At 43.0% G+C, this 16,730-nt stretch carries 18 protein-coding genes; 13 read left to right on the top strand and 5 right to left on the bottom strand.

Features of this window, described 5'->3' with window-relative positions:
- Nucleotides 1-168 precede the first annotated feature (168 nt).
- From H6G26_RS31255 to H6G26_RS31240, 4 genes are all read left to right on the top strand, one after another.
- Entirely contained in the window at nucleotides 169-393 is a 225-nt protein-coding gene (locus H6G26_RS31255) for a hypothetical protein (protein ID WP_190734482.1), read from the top strand.
- 47 nt (nucleotides 394-440) lie between these two features.
- Nucleotides 441-1,823 carry an aminopeptidase P family protein gene (locus tag H6G26_RS31250; RefSeq protein ID WP_190734480.1) on the top strand — a complete coding sequence of 461 codons (1,383 nt, stop codon included), beginning with the start codon at nucleotides 441-443 and terminating at the stop codon, nucleotides 1,821-1,823.
- A gap of 53 nt (nucleotides 1,824-1,876) precedes the next feature.
- Complete coding sequence (locus tag H6G26_RS31245) at nucleotides 1,877-2,362, top strand: hypothetical protein (RefSeq protein ID WP_190734478.1); 486 nt, start codon at nucleotides 1,877-1,879, stop codon at nucleotides 2,360-2,362.
- A gap of 86 nt (nucleotides 2,363-2,448) precedes the next feature.
- Nucleotides 2,449-2,586: a hypothetical protein gene (locus tag H6G26_RS31240; RefSeq protein WP_190734476.1), complete on the top strand. Its 138-nt coding sequence runs from the start codon at nucleotides 2,449-2,451 to the stop codon at nucleotides 2,584-2,586.
- Nucleotides 2,587-2,588: 2 nt separating this feature from the next.
- Here H6G26_RS31240 and H6G26_RS31235 read toward each other — a convergent pair whose 3' ends face one another.
- Complete coding sequence (locus H6G26_RS31235) at nucleotides 2,589-3,218, bottom strand: Uma2 family endonuclease (protein ID WP_190734474.1); 630 nt, start codon at nucleotides 3,216-3,218, stop codon at nucleotides 2,589-2,591.
- A 215-nt stretch (nucleotides 3,219-3,433) separates the two neighbouring features.
- Here H6G26_RS31235 and ffh point away from each other — a divergent pair, with 215 nt between their 5' ends.
- The 5 genes from ffh to H6G26_RS31210 all read left to right on the top strand — a co-directional run bounded on the left by ffh (nucleotide 3,434) and on the right by H6G26_RS31210 (nucleotide 7,392).
- On the top strand, nucleotides 3,434-4,900 hold the full coding sequence (gene ffh, locus H6G26_RS31230; RefSeq protein ID WP_190734473.1) for a signal recognition particle protein: 1,467 nt from the start codon (nucleotides 3,434-3,436) through the stop codon (nucleotides 4,898-4,900).
- Between the two features lie 128 nt (nucleotides 4,901-5,028).
- Nucleotides 5,029-5,295, top strand: coding sequence for a 30S ribosomal protein S16 (gene rpsP, locus H6G26_RS31225; RefSeq protein WP_190734471.1), 267 nt, complete (start codon nucleotides 5,029-5,031; stop codon nucleotides 5,293-5,295).
- Nucleotides 5,252-5,692, top strand: coding sequence for a KH domain-containing protein (locus H6G26_RS31220; RefSeq protein ID WP_190734469.1), 441 nt, complete (start codon nucleotides 5,252-5,254; stop codon nucleotides 5,690-5,692). Before rpsP ends, H6G26_RS31220 begins: the two co-directional genes overlap by 44 nt.
- A gap of 250 nt (nucleotides 5,693-5,942) precedes the next feature.
- Complete coding sequence (locus H6G26_RS31215; protein ID WP_190734486.1) at nucleotides 5,943-6,896, top strand: PhoH family protein; 954 nt, start codon at nucleotides 5,943-5,945, stop codon at nucleotides 6,894-6,896.
- Nucleotides 6,897-6,987: 91 nt separating this feature from the next.
- Nucleotides 6,988-7,392: a ChuX/HutX family heme-like substrate-binding protein gene (locus tag H6G26_RS31210; protein WP_190734467.1), complete on the top strand. Its 405-nt coding sequence runs from the start codon at nucleotides 6,988-6,990 to the stop codon at nucleotides 7,390-7,392.
- A gap of 5 nt (nucleotides 7,393-7,397) precedes the next feature.
- Here H6G26_RS31210 and H6G26_RS31205 read toward each other — a convergent pair whose 3' ends face one another.
- On the bottom strand, nucleotides 7,398-7,736 hold the full coding sequence (locus H6G26_RS31205; RefSeq protein ID WP_190734465.1) for a carbon dioxide-concentrating mechanism protein CcmK: 339 nt from the start codon (nucleotides 7,734-7,736) through the stop codon (nucleotides 7,398-7,400).
- A gap of 118 nt (nucleotides 7,737-7,854) precedes the next feature.
- Here H6G26_RS31205 and H6G26_RS31200 point away from each other — a divergent pair, with 118 nt between their 5' ends.
- Together H6G26_RS31200 and H6G26_RS31195 are read left to right on the top strand one after the other, a co-directional pair.
- Nucleotides 7,855-8,655 carry a DUF6816 family protein gene (locus H6G26_RS31200; protein ID WP_190734463.1) on the top strand — a complete coding sequence of 267 codons (801 nt, stop codon included), beginning with the start codon at nucleotides 7,855-7,857 and terminating at the stop codon, nucleotides 8,653-8,655.
- An 89-nt stretch (nucleotides 8,656-8,744) separates the two neighbouring features.
- Nucleotides 8,745-10,565: an ABC transporter ATP-binding protein gene (locus H6G26_RS31195; RefSeq protein WP_190734461.1), complete on the top strand. Its 1,821-nt coding sequence runs from the start codon at nucleotides 8,745-8,747 to the stop codon at nucleotides 10,563-10,565.
- 413 nt (nucleotides 10,566-10,978) lie between these two features.
- On the opposite strand, the gene H6G26_RS31190 is transcribed toward H6G26_RS31195, so the two are convergent.
- A complete protein-coding gene (locus tag H6G26_RS31190) occupies nucleotides 10,979-11,935 on the bottom strand; it encodes a hypothetical protein (RefSeq protein ID WP_242053986.1) in 957 nt (318 codons plus the stop codon).
- A gap of 195 nt (nucleotides 11,936-12,130) precedes the next feature.
- Nucleotides 12,131-12,271 (bottom strand): hypothetical protein, encoded by a 141-nt coding sequence (locus H6G26_RS31185; protein ID WP_190734459.1) that lies wholly within the window; start codon nucleotides 12,269-12,271, stop codon nucleotides 12,131-12,133.
- A 276-nt stretch (nucleotides 12,272-12,547) separates the two neighbouring features.
- Here H6G26_RS31185 and H6G26_RS31180 point away from each other — a divergent pair, with 276 nt between their 5' ends.
- Both H6G26_RS31180 and H6G26_RS31175 read left to right on the top strand, forming a co-directional pair.
- The gene (locus tag H6G26_RS31180) at nucleotides 12,548-14,659 is read left to right on the top strand and encodes a M3 family metallopeptidase (protein ID WP_190734457.1); all 2,112 of its coding nucleotides are present in this window, start codon (nucleotides 12,548-12,550) and stop codon (nucleotides 14,657-14,659) included.
- A 157-nt stretch (nucleotides 14,660-14,816) separates the two neighbouring features.
- Complete coding sequence (locus tag H6G26_RS31175; protein WP_190734455.1) at nucleotides 14,817-15,677, top strand: sulfite exporter TauE/SafE family protein; 861 nt, start codon at nucleotides 14,817-14,819, stop codon at nucleotides 15,675-15,677.
- Between the two features lie 253 nt (nucleotides 15,678-15,930).
- On the opposite strand, the gene H6G26_RS31170 is transcribed toward H6G26_RS31175, so the two are convergent.
- Nucleotides 15,931-16,203 carry a GlsB/YeaQ/YmgE family stress response membrane protein gene (locus H6G26_RS31170; RefSeq protein WP_190734453.1) on the bottom strand — a complete coding sequence of 91 codons (273 nt, stop codon included), beginning with the start codon at nucleotides 16,201-16,203 and terminating at the stop codon, nucleotides 15,931-15,933.
- Between the last annotated feature and the right edge of the window lie 527 nt (nucleotides 16,204-16,730).

Raw genomic sequence — 16,730 nt, 5'->3', positions numbered from 1 at the left:
ATCCCAATTTCTGGATTCAATACGACTGTTCCTCCCCCTGCTCCCTGCCCCCTGCCCCCCTGCGATCTCAATGTGCAAATTAAATGCGTAACAGCTTATATACAGTACCTGATAAATTAAAAATACAATCTCTAAAAACTAGGGTCAATGTCAAAGCAAAATGGAAACATGACGATAAAAATCTTTAAAAGCATCTTTGCTGCTGTCAACTTAGCATTAATTTTTGGAGGATTAGTTAGTTGTGGTCTTAATGCACCGCAGCCACTTGCTCCAACTGAGCAACAAAAACCAGTCGTCCAACCTAACCAAAACGACGAGGATGATGACGACAATGATGGCGATCGCAAAAATAATGATCGCAAGGATGATGAAGACGATGACGATAACGACTAAATAAAGGCAAAGCTATAACCTTTATTCTTCTCTTTGAGTTGCCATTTATGCTGATCCAACAAACTTCTACTTCCCTAATCGAGACTTTACGCCTCCGACGGCAACAACTAGCTACCCTCATTGATTTTCCAGCAATTCTGTGGTCAGGTAGCAACAGTCCGCGTAATTTTCTAGCAAATACCTTTCCGTTTCGCGCTAGCAGCCATTTCCTCTATTTTGCCGGACTGCCATTATCAAAGGCGGCAATTCGTCTAGAAGCGGGCAGGCTAGAACTATTCATCGACGATCCATCACCCAGCAGCGCCCTTTGGCATGGAGAAATGCCAACGCGCGAGGAAATAGCTCAGAATATTGGGGCGGATGTGGCAGGGCCAATGGCAGAATTAGAATCTTGGCTAGAAGATGCCGCCACACTTGCTGTACAAGATGCAGCTACTTGGACACAACAATCGCAGCTATTAAATAGATGGGTTTTACCACAAAGTCCTCCCCAAGGAATTGACTTGGAGTTAGCTAAGGCGATCGTTTCTCTCCGCCTTACCCACGATGAAGCTGCATTAACCGAGTTGCGAAAAGCTGCCGCTGTCACTGTTGAGGGGCACAAAACTGGTATGGCAGCAACACCAAAAGCCAAGCTAGAAGCAGAAGTTCGGGCAGCGATGGAAGGGGTAATTATTGCCCACAATATGACAACTTCCTACACCAGTATTGTCACCGTTCACGGTGAAGTTTTGCATAACGAACACTATCACCACGCTCTACAACCAGGTGACTTATTACTTGCCGATGTTGGCGCTGAAACTGAGATGGGTTGGGCTGCTGATGTAACTCGCACATGGCCGGTTTCTGGTAAGTTTTCATCTACCCAGAGAGATATATATAATGTTGTGCTGGCAGCCCATGATGCTTGCATTGCCAGAATACACCCTGGTGTAGAGTATGAGGATATTCATTTGCTGGCTGCTACGGTCATAGCTGAAGGTTTAGTAGAATTAGGCATTTTACAAGGAAATCCCCAAGATTTAATAGAGATGGATGCTCATGCGCTGTTTTTCCCTCATGGTATTGGTCATCTACTGGGTTTAGATGTTCATGATATGGAAGATTTGGGTGATTTAGCAGGGTATGAGGAGGGACGTGAAAGGAGCGATCGCTTTGGCTTAGGCTACCTCCGTTTAAATCGTCCCATGCGTCCAGGAATGTTAGTCACAATTGAGCCTGGCTTTTATCAAGTACCAGCAATTTTAAATGATGCCAATATTCGCTCAAAATATCAAAATGTAGTTAATTGGCAGCGTTTATCTGAATTTGCCGATGTGCGCGGAATCCGCATCGAAGATGATGTTTTAGTTACCGCAGAAGGTAGCGAAGTTTTAACAGCCGCATTACCGAATGATGCCGATACTATAGAAAATTTAGTAGGTTCCTAATCTGTGGATCATGCCTTGCTAATTGATAGCATAAAAGCATAGGATGTTAATTTATGAGAAAAAAAACCATAGGATTACTACTCAACGGAGTTATTGTCAGCTTAGGACTATTGCCATTATTAGTTCAAGCACAGCAGCCGATTTCTGATACCCAAGTTGCGGCGATGGTAGAAGCATTAAGACAAGCTGCACCGCAGACAAAAAATCCCAATGATGGATATTACAGCGAATGGCAAGTGAAACCAGAAACCCTCAAAGGCTGGTCAAGAACTTGTCTCAAACGAGAATTGACACCGACGCAGTTTGAAAACAATCCTGCGATCGCTCGCCAAGTTGTCTCTTGCATAACCCGCCGTGAGTTAACAAATCAATTCCGCGCCACTAACAATAATGAAATTGCATCTGTGCGTGGTGCAGCTTGTTGGTGGATGACTGGTAGTTATAAAGGTTGTGACAAAGGTTTCACATCTGACTATGTACAAAAAGTTGTTCGCTTTTACCAACAACAGCTCTCAAAACCGGCAGCAACTCAATCATAAAAGGGCGACTCTTGAGAAATTAAGATAATTGCTTTACCTTTTCGACAACCCAATCAACGCGATCTTTTCCCCAAAAATTCTCACCGTTGACTACCCAAGTCGGGACTCAGGGACAGCCAAACTGTTCGTATTCTGCCAAGGCTGTGACTGCTGCTAGTTTGGCTGCTTCCTTGTGGATCAACTCAAGAATGCGATCGCCATTCAACCCGACATTATTATTTTGATATTAAATGTGCTTTCTAACCCATTGGCGAAATTCTTTAACTAATTCCAAATAATCTTTTTCTCCCACCTGCTCTAAAAACTTAGAAATCTCTGTTAATGGCAGATTGGGAAATGCTAAACTCTGTTCAACAGATAGATATTGCTGATTTTGTAAAACGTTAATACTAAAAGAATTGCCATCATATCGCCAGATTTCGGGCACACCCATATCAGCATAGACTTCAAAGCGATTTTTAGAACTATTAGTAATATCGATTTCTACTACCAAATCTGGCGGCGGATCTTGTTGCAAATTAATTCTTTTTTTGCCCTTAATCAACTTGACATTTTTAATGTAAAAGCATTCGTCTGGTTCAGCACCACTCAGCTCTGGACGTTTGAAAGTAGTAGAACCAAGGGGCTGAATCCTAACTTCTAGTTCTTCCGCTAGAGTTTCGACAAATCTACCCACAATTTTTTTATAACTTTCATGTTCAGGTGAAGGAACCATGATTTCTAAAGTACCTCGATTGTAAGTAAGCCGGAGGCGGCGACTAGCGCTAAGTTCAGTTAGCAAGTTTTCATAAGTTTGCCAACTGATACCCGATAGGTGGATGATTTCTGTGGGTTGAAGCAGTGTGTTGCTGGTCATAGCGATATATGGTGTAGGTTCTCGCTGTCCAATAGCCCTTCTTCGCCTAATTGTACTTTAAGCTCAATCTTCTATAAAGCTAGGTATCTGGTTGCTACAGTCGCGGTGAAAACTACTAAGCTGGTAAATAGCACGTTTAAAATTTAGCGGAAATTCGGAATCGCATTCATCGGCGGTTCAAGATTCCCCATTGGCGAACTACCTGTAATTACATTATGTTTGATGCTCTATCTGACCGTTTAGAAGCCGCCTGGAAAAAACTGCGGGGACAGGACAAAATTTCTCAATCCAACATTCAAGATGCATTGCGCGAAGTGCGCCGCGCCTTGTTGGAGGCAGATGTCAATCTCCAGGTAGTCAAAGATTTTATTAGTGAAGTCGAAGCCAAAGCGCAGGGAGCCGAGGTGGTTACCGGCGTGCGACCTGACCAACAGTTCATCAAAATTGTTCACGATGAACTAGTCGAGGTAATGGGAGAAGAAAATGTTCCCATCGCAGAAGCCAAAGAACAGCCTACTATTGTGTTGATGGCTGGGTTGCAAGGTACTGGTAAAACCACAGCTACCGCTAAGTTAGCCTTACATTTGAGAAAATTAGAGCGTAGCTGTTTGTTGGTGGCGACAGACGTATATCGCCCAGCAGCGATCGACCAGCTGCTGACGTTGGGTAAGCAAATTGATGTACCAGTATTTGAACTAGGAAGCGACGCAGATCCCGTAGAAATTGCTCGACAAGGTGTAGAACGCGCTAGAGCAGAAGGTGTAAACACAGTAATTATTGATACTGCTGGTCGTCTGCAAATTGACGAAGATATGATGGCGGAATTAGCCCGCATCAAAGCAACTGTCCAACCCCATGAAACTCTGTTGGTGGTGGACGCGATGACTGGTCAAGAGGCAGCAAATCTAACTCGCACCTTCCATGAGCAGATCGGAATTACTGGGGCGATTCTCACCAAGATGGATGGTGATAGCCGTGGTGGTGCAGCGCTTTCGGTGCGAAAGATTTCGGGAGCGCCAATTAAGTTTGTGGGCGTGGGTGAGAAAGTCGAGGCATTGCAACCCTTTTATCCCGATCGCATGGCATCCCGGATTTTGGGAATGGGCGATGTGCTAACCCTAGTAGAAAAAGCCCAGGAAGAGTTTGATTTAGCAGATGCTGAGAAGATGCAGGAGAAAATTTTGTCAGCGAAGTTTGACTTTACTGACTTTCTCAAGCAGTTGCGGATGCTAAAGAACATGGGTTCTCTAGGAGGCTTCATCAAGATGATCCCAGGGATGAACAAGCTCTCAGACGATCAGCTAAAGCAGGGAGAAACCCAGCTAAAGCGCTGTGAAGCCATGATTAACTCCATGACTCGCCAAGAACGCCACGACCCCGATTTATTAGCCAGTTCTCCCAGTCGGCGGCGGCGGATTGCTGCTGGCTCCGGTTATAGAGAGTCAGATGTAACTAAACTGGTGGGTGATTTCCAAAAAATGCGATCGCTCATGCAGCAAATGGGTCAAGGTGGCTTCCCCGGAATGCCGGGAATGTTTGGCGGTGGCGGCGGTATGGGCAACGCCTTCGCAGGTGCAGGCAATCGTCCCACAGCCCCCGGATGGCGTGGCTATGGTGGTGATGCAGGCACGAAAAAGAAAAAACCCAAAGATAAAAAGAAAAAAGGCTTCGGCAATCTTTAGTTATTGGGCATGGGGCATGGGGCATTAGTAATTTGCTAATGACTAATGACTAATAGCACCAAATGCTAGACGAGTGCTAAAATTAGCATTTCGGCATACTTACCAATTAGGAGAATGATTCTTCAACCATGATCAAACTGCGCTTGAAGCGATTCGGTAAAAAACGGGAAGCAAGTTACCGCATTGTCGCCATTAACAACCTCGCTCGCCGTGATGGCCGTCCCCTAGAAGAATTGGGATTCTATAACCCCAGAACCGATGAAGTGCGATTAGACGTTCCCGCAATCGTCAAGCGACTACAACAAGGCGCTCAACCCACTGACACGGTACGTCGCATTTTAGTAAAAGCCAATGTTTTTGAACAGGTCAGTGCCACAGCTACAGCCGCATCATAATTCCGGAACAATATCCCCAACAGCTAGCCCCAACTATGTTGGGCTGGTTCAGTTTTTAGTGCAGCCGTTTTTGGAATCTCCAGAAACTTTAAGCGTCGATTGTGAAATTTCTCAGGCCCTCAACCGGGCTTGGATTCGCATCGCTTTTGAAAGCACAGATAAAGGAAAAGTGTTTGGTCGAGGGGGACGCAATATTCAGGCGATTCGTACAGTAGTTGCCGCAGCAGCAGCTGCTGCTGGGCAATCAGTATACCTGGATATCTACGGCAGCACTACGCCGGGCCGCGAGGGTATGTCTTTTGATGAAGAGACAGAAGAGCGATCGCCACCGCCAGCTAGGAGAGAACCGCGTGGAAATGATGGGCCTAGACCCATTGTTAAACCCCGCCTCCGCTAAGTCAAAACTAGAGAGCAAGTCTGAGCGGTTGTCGTTACTTCCGCTCAGAATTTTTGTAGAGATGGAAAGTAGCAAAAAGATTTTTGGATTTTTTACTACTAGGGGCATACACCTGTACGGCTCTACAACCGATTAATTTGTTACAAAAATTTTTCCAAAATGTAATGTTAAGTAAAAAAGCCTAATTTCGCCTTTAGCGAGAAAACATTAACCTTTGTCTAAAACAGATCCTCACCAATTAAAAAATACTATGGCAGGTGCCTTAACAATTCAGCTGCCCAATATTCCCAGTGCGATGGCTCTTGCGGGAGATGGAGAAGAAAATCTCAAAATTTTATCTCGGCAAACAGGAGCCACTTTAGTGCTACGCGGGCAGGAATTACTGATTTCTGGTACTGAAGGGCAAATTGATCTGGCTTCTCGATTAGTGCGATCGCTTGAAGACCTCTGGATTAAAGGCAATAGCATCACCAGTGCCGATATTTTAACAGCTCGTCAAGCTATAGATAGCGATCGTCAAGGGGAATTGCAAAATTTACAGCGAGATGTCCTTGCCAAAAGTCGCCGGGGTGAAGAAGTCCGTGCCAAAACCTTCCGTCAGCGTCAATATATCGAGGCACTGCGTAGGCGTGACCTCACCTTTGGGATTGGGCCTGCTGGTACTGGTAAAACTTATCTCGCCGTTGTTGTTGCTGTACAAGCACTCCTTGCCAACCAGGTGGAAAAGTTAATTTTAACTCGCCCTGCCGTCGAAGCCGGTGAAAAGCTTGGTTTTTTACCTGGAGACTTACAGCAAAAAGTTAATCCTTATCTTCGCCCACTTTACGATGCTATTTATGAATTCATTGATCCCGAAAAAATACCTAGCTTAATGGAACGTGGTGTGATTGAAGTGGCACCATTAGCTTATATGCGAGGGCGCACCCTCAACAACGCCTTTGTAATTGTGGATGAAGCTCAAAATACTACACCCGCCCAGATGAAAATGGTTTTGACTCGTTTGGGCTTCCGTTCGCGGATGGTGATTACAGGCGACATGACACAAACTGATTTGCCACTTCATCAACAATCGGGTTTAGGAGTAGCTTTACAAATTTTAAAACACGTTGAAGGCATTGCCTTTTGCGAATTTTCCCAAAAAGATGTCGTGCGCCATCCTCTAGTTCAGCGCATTGTTGCTGCTTATGAACAATACGAAAAATAGGGATTGGGAATTGGGCATGGGGCATAGGGCATTAATTAGGACTCATCGTTTAACTAACGACAAATAACAAATGACAAAGGACAAATGACAAATGACCACAACATTGAAAGAATTTTTAGCAGCTTGCGAGACTTTGGGAACTTTGCGTTTAATTGTTACTAGCAGCGCTGCTGTATTAGAAGCACGAGGCAAAATAGAAAAGTTATTTTATGCAGAATTGCCTAAAGGAAAGTACGCGAATATGCATACAGAAGGCTTTGAGTTTCACTTGAATATGGACAAAATCACTCAGGTCAAATTTGAAATAGGTGAAGCGAAGAGGGGTAATTTTACAACCTACGCTATTCGGTTTTTAGATGAGAAACAAGAGTCTGCTTTAAGCCTATTTTTGCAATGGGGTAAACCTGGCGAATATGAACCCGGACAGGTGGAAGCTTGGCAAGCTTTACGGGATCATTATGGAGATATTTGGCAGCCTTTACCAGCAGAAATTTAATTCAACTAAACTGATAAGGGCGGAGGAAATCGGATATCTGCACTGAACTGCTCCACATTAGCGCTGCGATGAATCGGTAAAACATATTCTAAATTTTCGTGGGGATGGGGAATAATATGAGAAGAAAGCATCTCACCGCCGTTAACTCGCAGCACTGCCTTTAGCCCTGCTGTCACCGCCACATTCACTTCACCCACAACCCCCCGAATTAACACGGTAACTCGTCCCAAATCAGTATTTTCATAACCAACAAGGGTTACACGGGCAGCTTTACACATAGCATCTCCCACTTCCACTGCTGTGGGAACGCCATAAACTTCAATCATGCCTAGTGCCAATGTCATGCTATAACCATAGTTTGGGATTGTAAGGTCAAATATCTTACTACAAAGTTTTAATTTTTTACACAAACTTACTTAATTTTTAATCGATAAATAATAAACGTTAAATACAAAACTGCTAATGCTTACAATAAAGGCGATTTGGAGTTTTTGCTTGCTGCTTTTATTCCTTTTGTGGGGTGGCGATGCTCTTGCAGGAGAGTTATCTCAACGGTTAGCAAATTTTCCCCAATGGGAAAAATTAATTTCCGTACAACCTGCTTCGGGTGATTTGGTTTACCCTGAATGGATGGCTGGTACTTGGCAAGTTACAAGTACTTTGGTAGATTTAGCTGCACCTTTAGCACCAGATATCATAACTCCAGGGTTTGAAGGTAATCGCCGACAATTAAATCAGCCTGTGAGTTTTGTAGTAAGATTTGTCAAAGAACAACCATCTATTACCGGGCTAAAAATATTACCTCATATAGATAACAAATCCCCAATTTTAGTAGCTGATAGAGCGTTTAATAGCTTGAATTTGGCGAGAGCTTATTTAGGGAATGAAGCAGTGTTATTAGTCAAAGTAGATCCAGATTCACCTAATCGTCAGATTACCTTTTTGCGTAGCAGTCGCCAATTAGTTTCCATTGTGACTGCACGAGGTACAGAAACTACCCCTAATGGCAAGTTCATCACTACAGAAGTGTTTCAACAACTATTTAAAGGCGGTTCACACCCCTATTTAAACTCTGTAGAATCTACTACTGCTTATCATAAACTTCCAACCGCTAACCCGGCGATTGAGGCTGATCAAGTTACTGCTGTATATCTTTCACCACAAGATCCAGATTACTTTAAAGCTGGTTCTCGACCAGTTGCTCTCTATCGCTATCATCTAGAATTTATCCCCGCAAAAATGTCTACTACTCCAAAGGAGTGATTTAGACTGATTAACCCTTGATCATTTTGTAGTATATCTGTAATATATAAATTCCAAGCTCAAGATCGCGCTCTTGGACGGTGTGTATCATGGCAAAATTTCGAGATATTGTTAATTACTTTCACTCTTACTGGAAGCTGAGTGTTTTCAGTATTACAGCATCTAGCATTTACGAAGTTATTGATTTAGTTGTACCTTACGCGATCGGGCAGATTTTAAACGTTTTGTCTGATCAACCTTTGGATAAACCACTTCAAAGTGCGATCGCAAGTTTTTCTGGCATTACTAATTACCCAGTTAATAAAACTCTATCTTTGGGTGTATTACTGGGTTTAATTTTCGTTGTCACGGTAGTCAGAGCGCCCACACAATCTTGGTTAACCAATTGGTTTCATTGGGATATAGCCTTCAGATCGCGTCGAGAAAAAAACGAAACAGCGATCGCCAAAGTTCTTACTCTCCCACTAGAATTTTATGATGAAAATAACCCTGGACGCATTGCTGGAAGAGTAGCTAGAGGTATTTCTAATCACACTTTTAGTTACCCTGAAGTTGCCGGACAGTTGATTCCTAAACTGGCTCGTGTGCTGGGGATTTTTGTGTTTATTTTGTTCATTGAGTGGCGAATTGCAGTTTTATATCTAATTTCCTTTGTAATTATTCTCAGCTTCAGCTTAAAGAGTTTACAACAGCTAATTAGGTACGAAAGTGGTCTGGATAAGTATGGAGAGGACACCGAAAGCCGCACTTCCGAATTAATCACCAATATCAAAACGGTGAAAGCATTTGCTACAGAAGCGAGGGAACTGAAGCGGCAAAAGCAACGTTTGGATCGTGAACTAATGGTGCTTGATTATCGTATCCACAAAGGTTATACGATACTGGGTACTTGGCAAAGAACTGTAATTCAGTTTTGTGTGTTTACAATTCTGGGTTTGACTTTAGCAGCAACAGTAAATGGGAGAATTTCTCTCGGTCACTTTGTCATGACCTTAACTCTTTCTAGCATGGCTTATGCTGAGTTAGAACCTATTAGTAATTTGGCAGAAGTTTTTGCCCGTCGTTATTCTCCCATGCTGCGGTTTCACGAATTTTTGCAAGAGCCAACTGCATCTGATTCAGCTAGCCTTTTAGAAGAGAGCAATCAGACAGAATCACCTTATAAATTTACTGGAAAAGTTGAATTATCGCACCTCAGCTTTGGATATGATGCCAACCGTCAAGTTTTACAAGATATTAACTTGTTGATTGAGCCATACCAAACAGTGGCATTAGTGGGGCGTTCCGGTTCTGGTAAGTCTACTTTAGTGAAATTATTGTTGCGATATTTTGAACCTCAAGAAGGTCAAATTCTGATTGATGGTCAAGATATTCGGACTTTGGATGTAGGTAAGTATAGACGGAGATTAGCGATCGTTCATCAAGAAGTAGACGTTTTCAACGGTACTATATTAGATAATCTCACCTACGGTAGACCGAATGCTAGTTTGGAGCAGGTTCAGAAAGCCTGTAGAATTGCCAGAGTCGATGAAGTAGTGCAGCACTTACCCAAAGGTTATTACACCGTCGTGGGAGAACGAGGTGTTAGGTTATCTGGAGGACAAAGACAACGGTTAGGAATTGCTAGGGCGTTGCTAGTGGAACCGGATGTTCTGATTTTTGACGAAGCTACCTCTAGTTTAGATTATGAGTCTGAGCGTTCAATCCAGCTAGCAATGCGATCGATTCAGGGTACTTGCACCACTATTGTTATCGCCCACCGTCTAAGTACAGTGCGGGAAGCCGATAAAATCGTGGTTCTAGAGCAAGGAAGAATTGTAGAAGTGGGTAGCCACGATGAACTCTTGCGTCACGAGGGTATTTACCGCCGTTTGCACTCCCTACAAGAAACAGGAGAACTCCTGAGTTAGGGGACACACACATTTTGGATATTGGATTTTAAATTGACCTTGATTTAATCGACCTTTGTCAATAAGGTCGATTTTTTTTAATTTTACCCAACAGTATTTTGTACAAGACTGTTTGACTACTATGGAAGAAAAACTTTCACGATCTGCTGTAAGTCTAGCCCAGACAACCCAATTGATTGAAATAGCAGTGATAAAAGTTCAGTGTTGTAGTCAAAAATTAACTAATTTGACAGTAGATATTCAAAACGCTAATCAAATTTCAATTCAAGTTTTAGAGTTACATCAAAATAATTAGAACCCCCTTGATGAGATGATTCTTCAACTCAAGGAAGAAACTACTAGTTTTTCAAAAGTGATTAACAATCTTGATAAATTAGAGCCAATAATTGCAAATAAAGCTGATCAATAAAAAACTAGGATTTACTCTTCTCAGCTTCTTTCTGTGCCGCCTCACTGTATTTTTTATATAGTTGAGTACGAATTTTAGCTTCCTGATAACGGCTGTGATTTTGTGGCACCGTGCCCATTAAATCTGAAGCCCGTTGCCACTTAGCGGCGATCTCTAACCACTGAGTTGATGTTGTGGCTGTTTTCCCAGATGCAGAAGCTTGGTTGGCAATTCGCACAGAGATTGCAAATGGGCCATCAGATGGCTCAGAAAGGCTATTGTTAGGAGTAGGGGATGGAGTTTGGGTTTTCTTAGCGTTAGTATTTTCTGTAGTTAAAAATTTGGAAGTTTGTAGGTGCATTAAATTTTTGAGGTTATTACCTAACTGGGCATAAACAACCCAACTAAGCAGTAACAGTGAGCATAAACCAGATGCGGCTAAGATTTTTGTTTTAGGTTGATTCTGGTGTTTTTCTTTGTTAATAAGTACTAAAGGACGAGAGACTGGAGTTTTAGGGAAATTTGGTTTTCCTAGTTCAGCTTGAGCTTCTGTGAAATCTTTAATTAGTTGCTTGACAATATTGGGCTGTACTAATGCAATTTCTTGTGACCAAAGCACTTGGTTGTCGCGATCGCTATCTATTTCCTTTAACCAAAGCAATTGTTGTTCCCGAACAATCCGACTGTTGATATTGACTCGGCGAATGTGACGCGGAGCAATGGAATCAAGAATTTGCTGGATTTGTTCTACGAGGGAAGATTGTTCAAGTTGCTCTACCCTAGCCGCCTCGCATAAAAGTTGTAAAACACCATCAGAAAAAATGGCTCTAGTTCTGATACCAGACTTGGCTAGCTTTTCGTTCAATAGCTGAATAATCGCAGCAACGCTACCTTGGTGAGCTTGCCAAGCGATATCATTTATCCGGTCTACCATCTGAAATTTAGTGATAGCTCTTCCACCCTGGCTGATTAACGTATTCATTAATTTAGGGACTCTTTTCTACTGACCTTGATCTTGTTTTCGATTTTACGAGTAAAAACATGAGTTGCCAAATAAAATCATAAATATAGAGATAGAGCCTCCCTTTTCGATTTGGCAAGAATGCTCGATTACGCTAAGTTAATTTGACACTCTCACGCCTTGAAAGTGTGGGATTCTTGGGCTGAAACTGCGTTTTCAGGATAACACCCATGCTGGCGGACGAGCTATCTGTTTGACATAGTACATTAGGGTTGTCTTTTTGCGTAGGCGTAGCCCGCCATAGGCATCGCCTTTGCTTGTACGACCATGCCAAGCACCTGCCAAGAGCGATCGCAAATCTATGGCTAAATAATATCAGGGTCAACACCAAGCGCTTTTAAATTTTATTTCAACTCAGAGACTGACGCTGATATTTCGGGAACTGTTACCTGGTCAGATATTGTTCACAAACTAAACGAAATAGCTGTATCAGGATAATTTTCTCAGTAATTCTCGCTTTTTTTGCCTTTTTGCCAGAATTAAAAGACTATTTAGGACAGCGATCGCTACATTAGAAGATATATAACTAAAAATCAACAATGATTTTTATTCGTTCGCAGTTCACACAAAACCATGAGTGCAAGTACCATTATTTCCAACAATCCCTTACTCCAAGGCACTGGTTTACCTCCCTTTGCAGAGATTAAACCAGAACGAGTAGTACCAGCCTTCAATGAGTTGCTAGCACAACTTGACCAGCAGCTTACCACCTTAGAGACTAATGTAGAGCCTACTTGGAGTGGTTTAGTAGAACCCTTAGAAAAGCTCACAGAACGGCTTACATGGAGTTGGGGGGTGGTAAATCATTTAATGGGTGTTAAAAATGGCCCAGAACTGCGCGAAGCTCATGAAATCGTACAGCCGCTAGTAGTACAATTTATCAATAAGCTTGGTCAAAGCCAACCCATCTATAATGCTTTTAAAGCACTCCGTACCAGTGATAGTTGGGCAACTTTAGAATTAGCGCAACAACGCATTGTAGAAGCCGCTATTCGAGATGCAGAACTTTCTGGTGTTGGCTTAGAAGGAGAGGCAAGAGAGCGTTTCAACGCCATACAAATGGAGTTAGCAGAACTTTCTACCAAATTCTCTAACCATGTACTCGATGCCACTAAAGCCTTCAGCTTAACCCTAACAACACAAGCTGAAATTGACGGTTTACCACCAAGCTTAGTGAGTTTAGCAGCTCAAGGTGCTCGTGCGGCTGGCGAAAGTGATGCCACACCAGAAAATGGCCCGTGGCGGATTACTTTGGACTTCCCCAGCTATGGCCCTTTCATGCAGCACAGTACCCGTAGAGATTTGCGCGAAAAGCTCTACAAAGCTCATATCACCCGCGCTTCTGCTGGCGATTTGGATAACAACCCCTTAATTGAGCGCATTTTAAAGTTACGCCAAGAACTCGCAGATATACTAGGCTTTAAAAGTTTTGCTCAATTGAGCCTGGCGAGTAAAATGGCTCCCAACGTTGAGGCAGTCAACGCCCTATTAGAAGAACTACGGCGCGCTAGTTATGATGCTGCTGTGAAAGACTTGGCAGAACTCAAAGCTTTTGCGGCAGCACAGGGAGCAGCAGAAGCAAAGGATTTAAAACACTGGGATATCAGCTTTTGGGCAGAACGCCAACGAGAAGCAAAATTTGCCTTTACGGCTGAAGAATTGCGTCCCTACTTCCCTCTTCCTCAAGTATTAGACGGCTTATTTGGACTAGTCAAGCGGCTGTTTGGCGTTACTGTTACCTCTACCGATGGTCAAGCGCCAGTATGGCATGAGGATGTCCGTTATTTCCAAATTGCTGACGAAACTGGTTCTCCCATAGCCTACTTCTACTTAGACCCTTACAGCCGTCCAGCCGAGAAACGTGGTGGTGCTTGGATGGATGTGTGCATCAATCGCGCCAAAGTCACTGAAAATGGTGCCACTGCCATCCGCTTACCTGTAGCTTATTTGGTGTGTAATCAAAGTCCTCCCGTAGATGGTAAACCTAGTTTGATGACTTTCTATGAAGTAGAGACTTTGTTCCACGAGTTTGGTCATGGATTGCACCACATGCTTACCAAGGTTAACTATCCTGGAGCCGCAGGCATCAATAATGTGGAGTGGGATGCAGTAGAATTACCTAGCCAGTTTATGGAAAACTGGTGCTATGAACGACCTACTTTCTTTGGAATGGCGAAGCATTATGAAACTGGTGAAGCCCTACCGGAGCATTATTATCAAAAGCTGCTAGCGGCGCGTAATTATATGAGTGGTACTGCGATGTTGCGCCAGATCCACCTGAGCAGTCTTGATTTAGAATTACACTACCGCTATCATCCTGGTAGTAATGAAACTCCGTCAGATGTGCGTCATCGTATAGCCAAGACTACTACCGTCTTACCGCCACTTCCAGAAGATGCCATTTTGTGTGCTTTTGGACATATTTTTGAGGGTGGTTATGCAGCAGGTTACTACAGTTACAAGTGGGCAGAAGTACTTAGCGCTGACGCTTTTGCCGCTTTTGAAGAAGCTGGGTTAGAAAATGAAGAGGCTATAAAAGCTACAGGCCGACGTTATCGCGATACAGTACTGGCGCTCGGTGGTGGTCAGCATCCAATGGAGGTGTTTAAAACTTTCCGGGGCCGTGAACCAAGTACGATCGCTTTGCTCAGGCACAATGGTTTAGTCAGTGCTCCTGTAAACTAAACAACGAACGTCCCTACTTGGATGAAATTTTTAACCCACAATTAGCGATCGCCAAGCTGCGGCATGTCAATTGTAGTGGCGTGACACACCATCCCAGACTTTCGGTGCGTTATGGACTAATGTTTATAACGCACCCTAACAGATTCTCAGAAAATTAATGAAAAAGAAGAACCCGTCTGCGCTGGAGCCTACAACTACAAGCTTGGAAGTACGCCGTTTCCGATTATCCTTTCTTTATGCCGTGCCAATTGGACTATTAGGAGGGCTGATTGGCTTGGGGGGTGCAGAGTTTCGGCTGCCAGTCCTTGCTGGAACATTGGGCTATTCAGTGCGGCAGGCTGTGCCTTTGAACTTGGCTGTCAGCTTGATTACGATTGCTGCATCTTTGGTAATTCGGGGCAGTACGCTTTCCTTCAGCCCCATTATTCCATTGCTGCCTGTAATCTTTTCCTTGATTGCCGGAGCGGTTATCACTGCTTTTTTTGGGGTAGCGATCGCGACAAAGCTCTCAAACGAACAGCTTGAACGAATCATCTTAGTGCTATTGGTATTCATTGGTATTGCCTTGATAGTCGAGGGTTTTCTACCTCAACAAATACCAGCCCTTTTACCCCCTGCTTTAAGTTGGCGCATTTTGGCAGGTATCTTATTTGGACTAGCAATTGGGCTGGTAAGCAGTTTACTCGGGGTTGCAGGGGGTGAAGTTATTATCCCAACACTTATTTTCGCTTTTGGTGCAGATATTAAGACAGCAGGTACAGCCAGTCTTCTAGTTAGCTTACCAACTGTACTTGTAGGAGTTCTCAAATATGCTAGTCGAGGTGCATTTGTAGATCGTACAGTGTTAAGTAATACCATTGCGCCTATGGGAGTTGGTTCCGTGATTGGAGCCATTATTGGAGGGATGCTTGTCGGCCTTTTTCCAGCATCGCTACTCAAGATTACACTAGGGGTAATCTTGAATATCTCCGCGTTTCGGGTCTTTCACAAAGCTAGGCATTCCAGAATAGAAAGATGAATTAGTGCTTAGGCGTAGCACATCATAGACATCGTTATGCAATGTCCAAGACGTGCATCAACTCATATTCACAAGACAGAAGTTTTTTTAATAGCGATCGCACGCTATTAGATTGCTACCAATTGTTATTTTATTTATTAATAATTAAAAAATAGCGCTAGCCGAATATAGGCTAGCGCTATTTTTTGGATTTAATTCATAATAGTTAAATGAATCTCCTAAACTTTTTTCACTCATTATTCGCAATTTGCTTTTATACAGCACTGCGACGAGTTAACAAGTTCCAGAGGAAAACGGCAATAATTGCACCAAGAACTGCTAATGCAACACCAGGAATACTAAGACTAGTGCCTGTTATAGCTAAGGTTCCCGTATTGAAGAATACACCTAAGCTACCGCCAACCAAAGCACCTATCATTCCTAGTAAGATTGTTCCTAGAATTCCGCCACCTTGATGACCGGGGTAGATAGCCTTAGCGATCGCACCAGCAATTAGACCTAAAACAATCCAAGCAAGAATATTCATTGTTATTAATTCGGTAAACGTTTTTCACTCACAAATATATATTATCAATCTTAATCTTCTGATTCCATCTATCATCAGAATTAATCATTAATAACCATAAGGAAGAGTTAAGTTGCAACGCCGATTTTTTGATATATACCTCAATTAAACTAGATAATCCATTAAAAAAAAGCTCCTAGTAGGTCTTGAATATAGGAGCTTATCAAACTATTGCTTGGTAATTGCAGTATATGCATTTTTAACTAGCTCTATCCTCTACTAGAAGAATTAAGCTGAGTTTTCAAAGACTGCCTCTAAAGTAATGTAAAGGAAGCAAAATTAAGCGATGTTTACAACAGGTGTAGTTGCAGTCTATTACTAACATTTCGCACTTGGGCATCGCCAGGCTACCTGCCGCAATCGTATTTCATCTCTATGGGATGCTAGCAGGACTTACGCAACTGGCACAGGGCGATCGCATTTTTATAGTAGTTATGTACTAAAAGGTGACGGTGTACTCAGAGAACATTGCTGAAATTAGTAACAGT

The sequence above is a fragment of the Nostoc sp. FACHB-888 genome (genome assembly GCF_014696655.1).
Lineage (GTDB): Bacteria > Cyanobacteriota > Cyanobacteriia > Cyanobacteriales > Nostocaceae > Nostoc.
The sequence above is the reverse complement of the archived record's forward strand: the minus strand, read 5'-3'. Positions and strand labels throughout refer to the sequence as shown.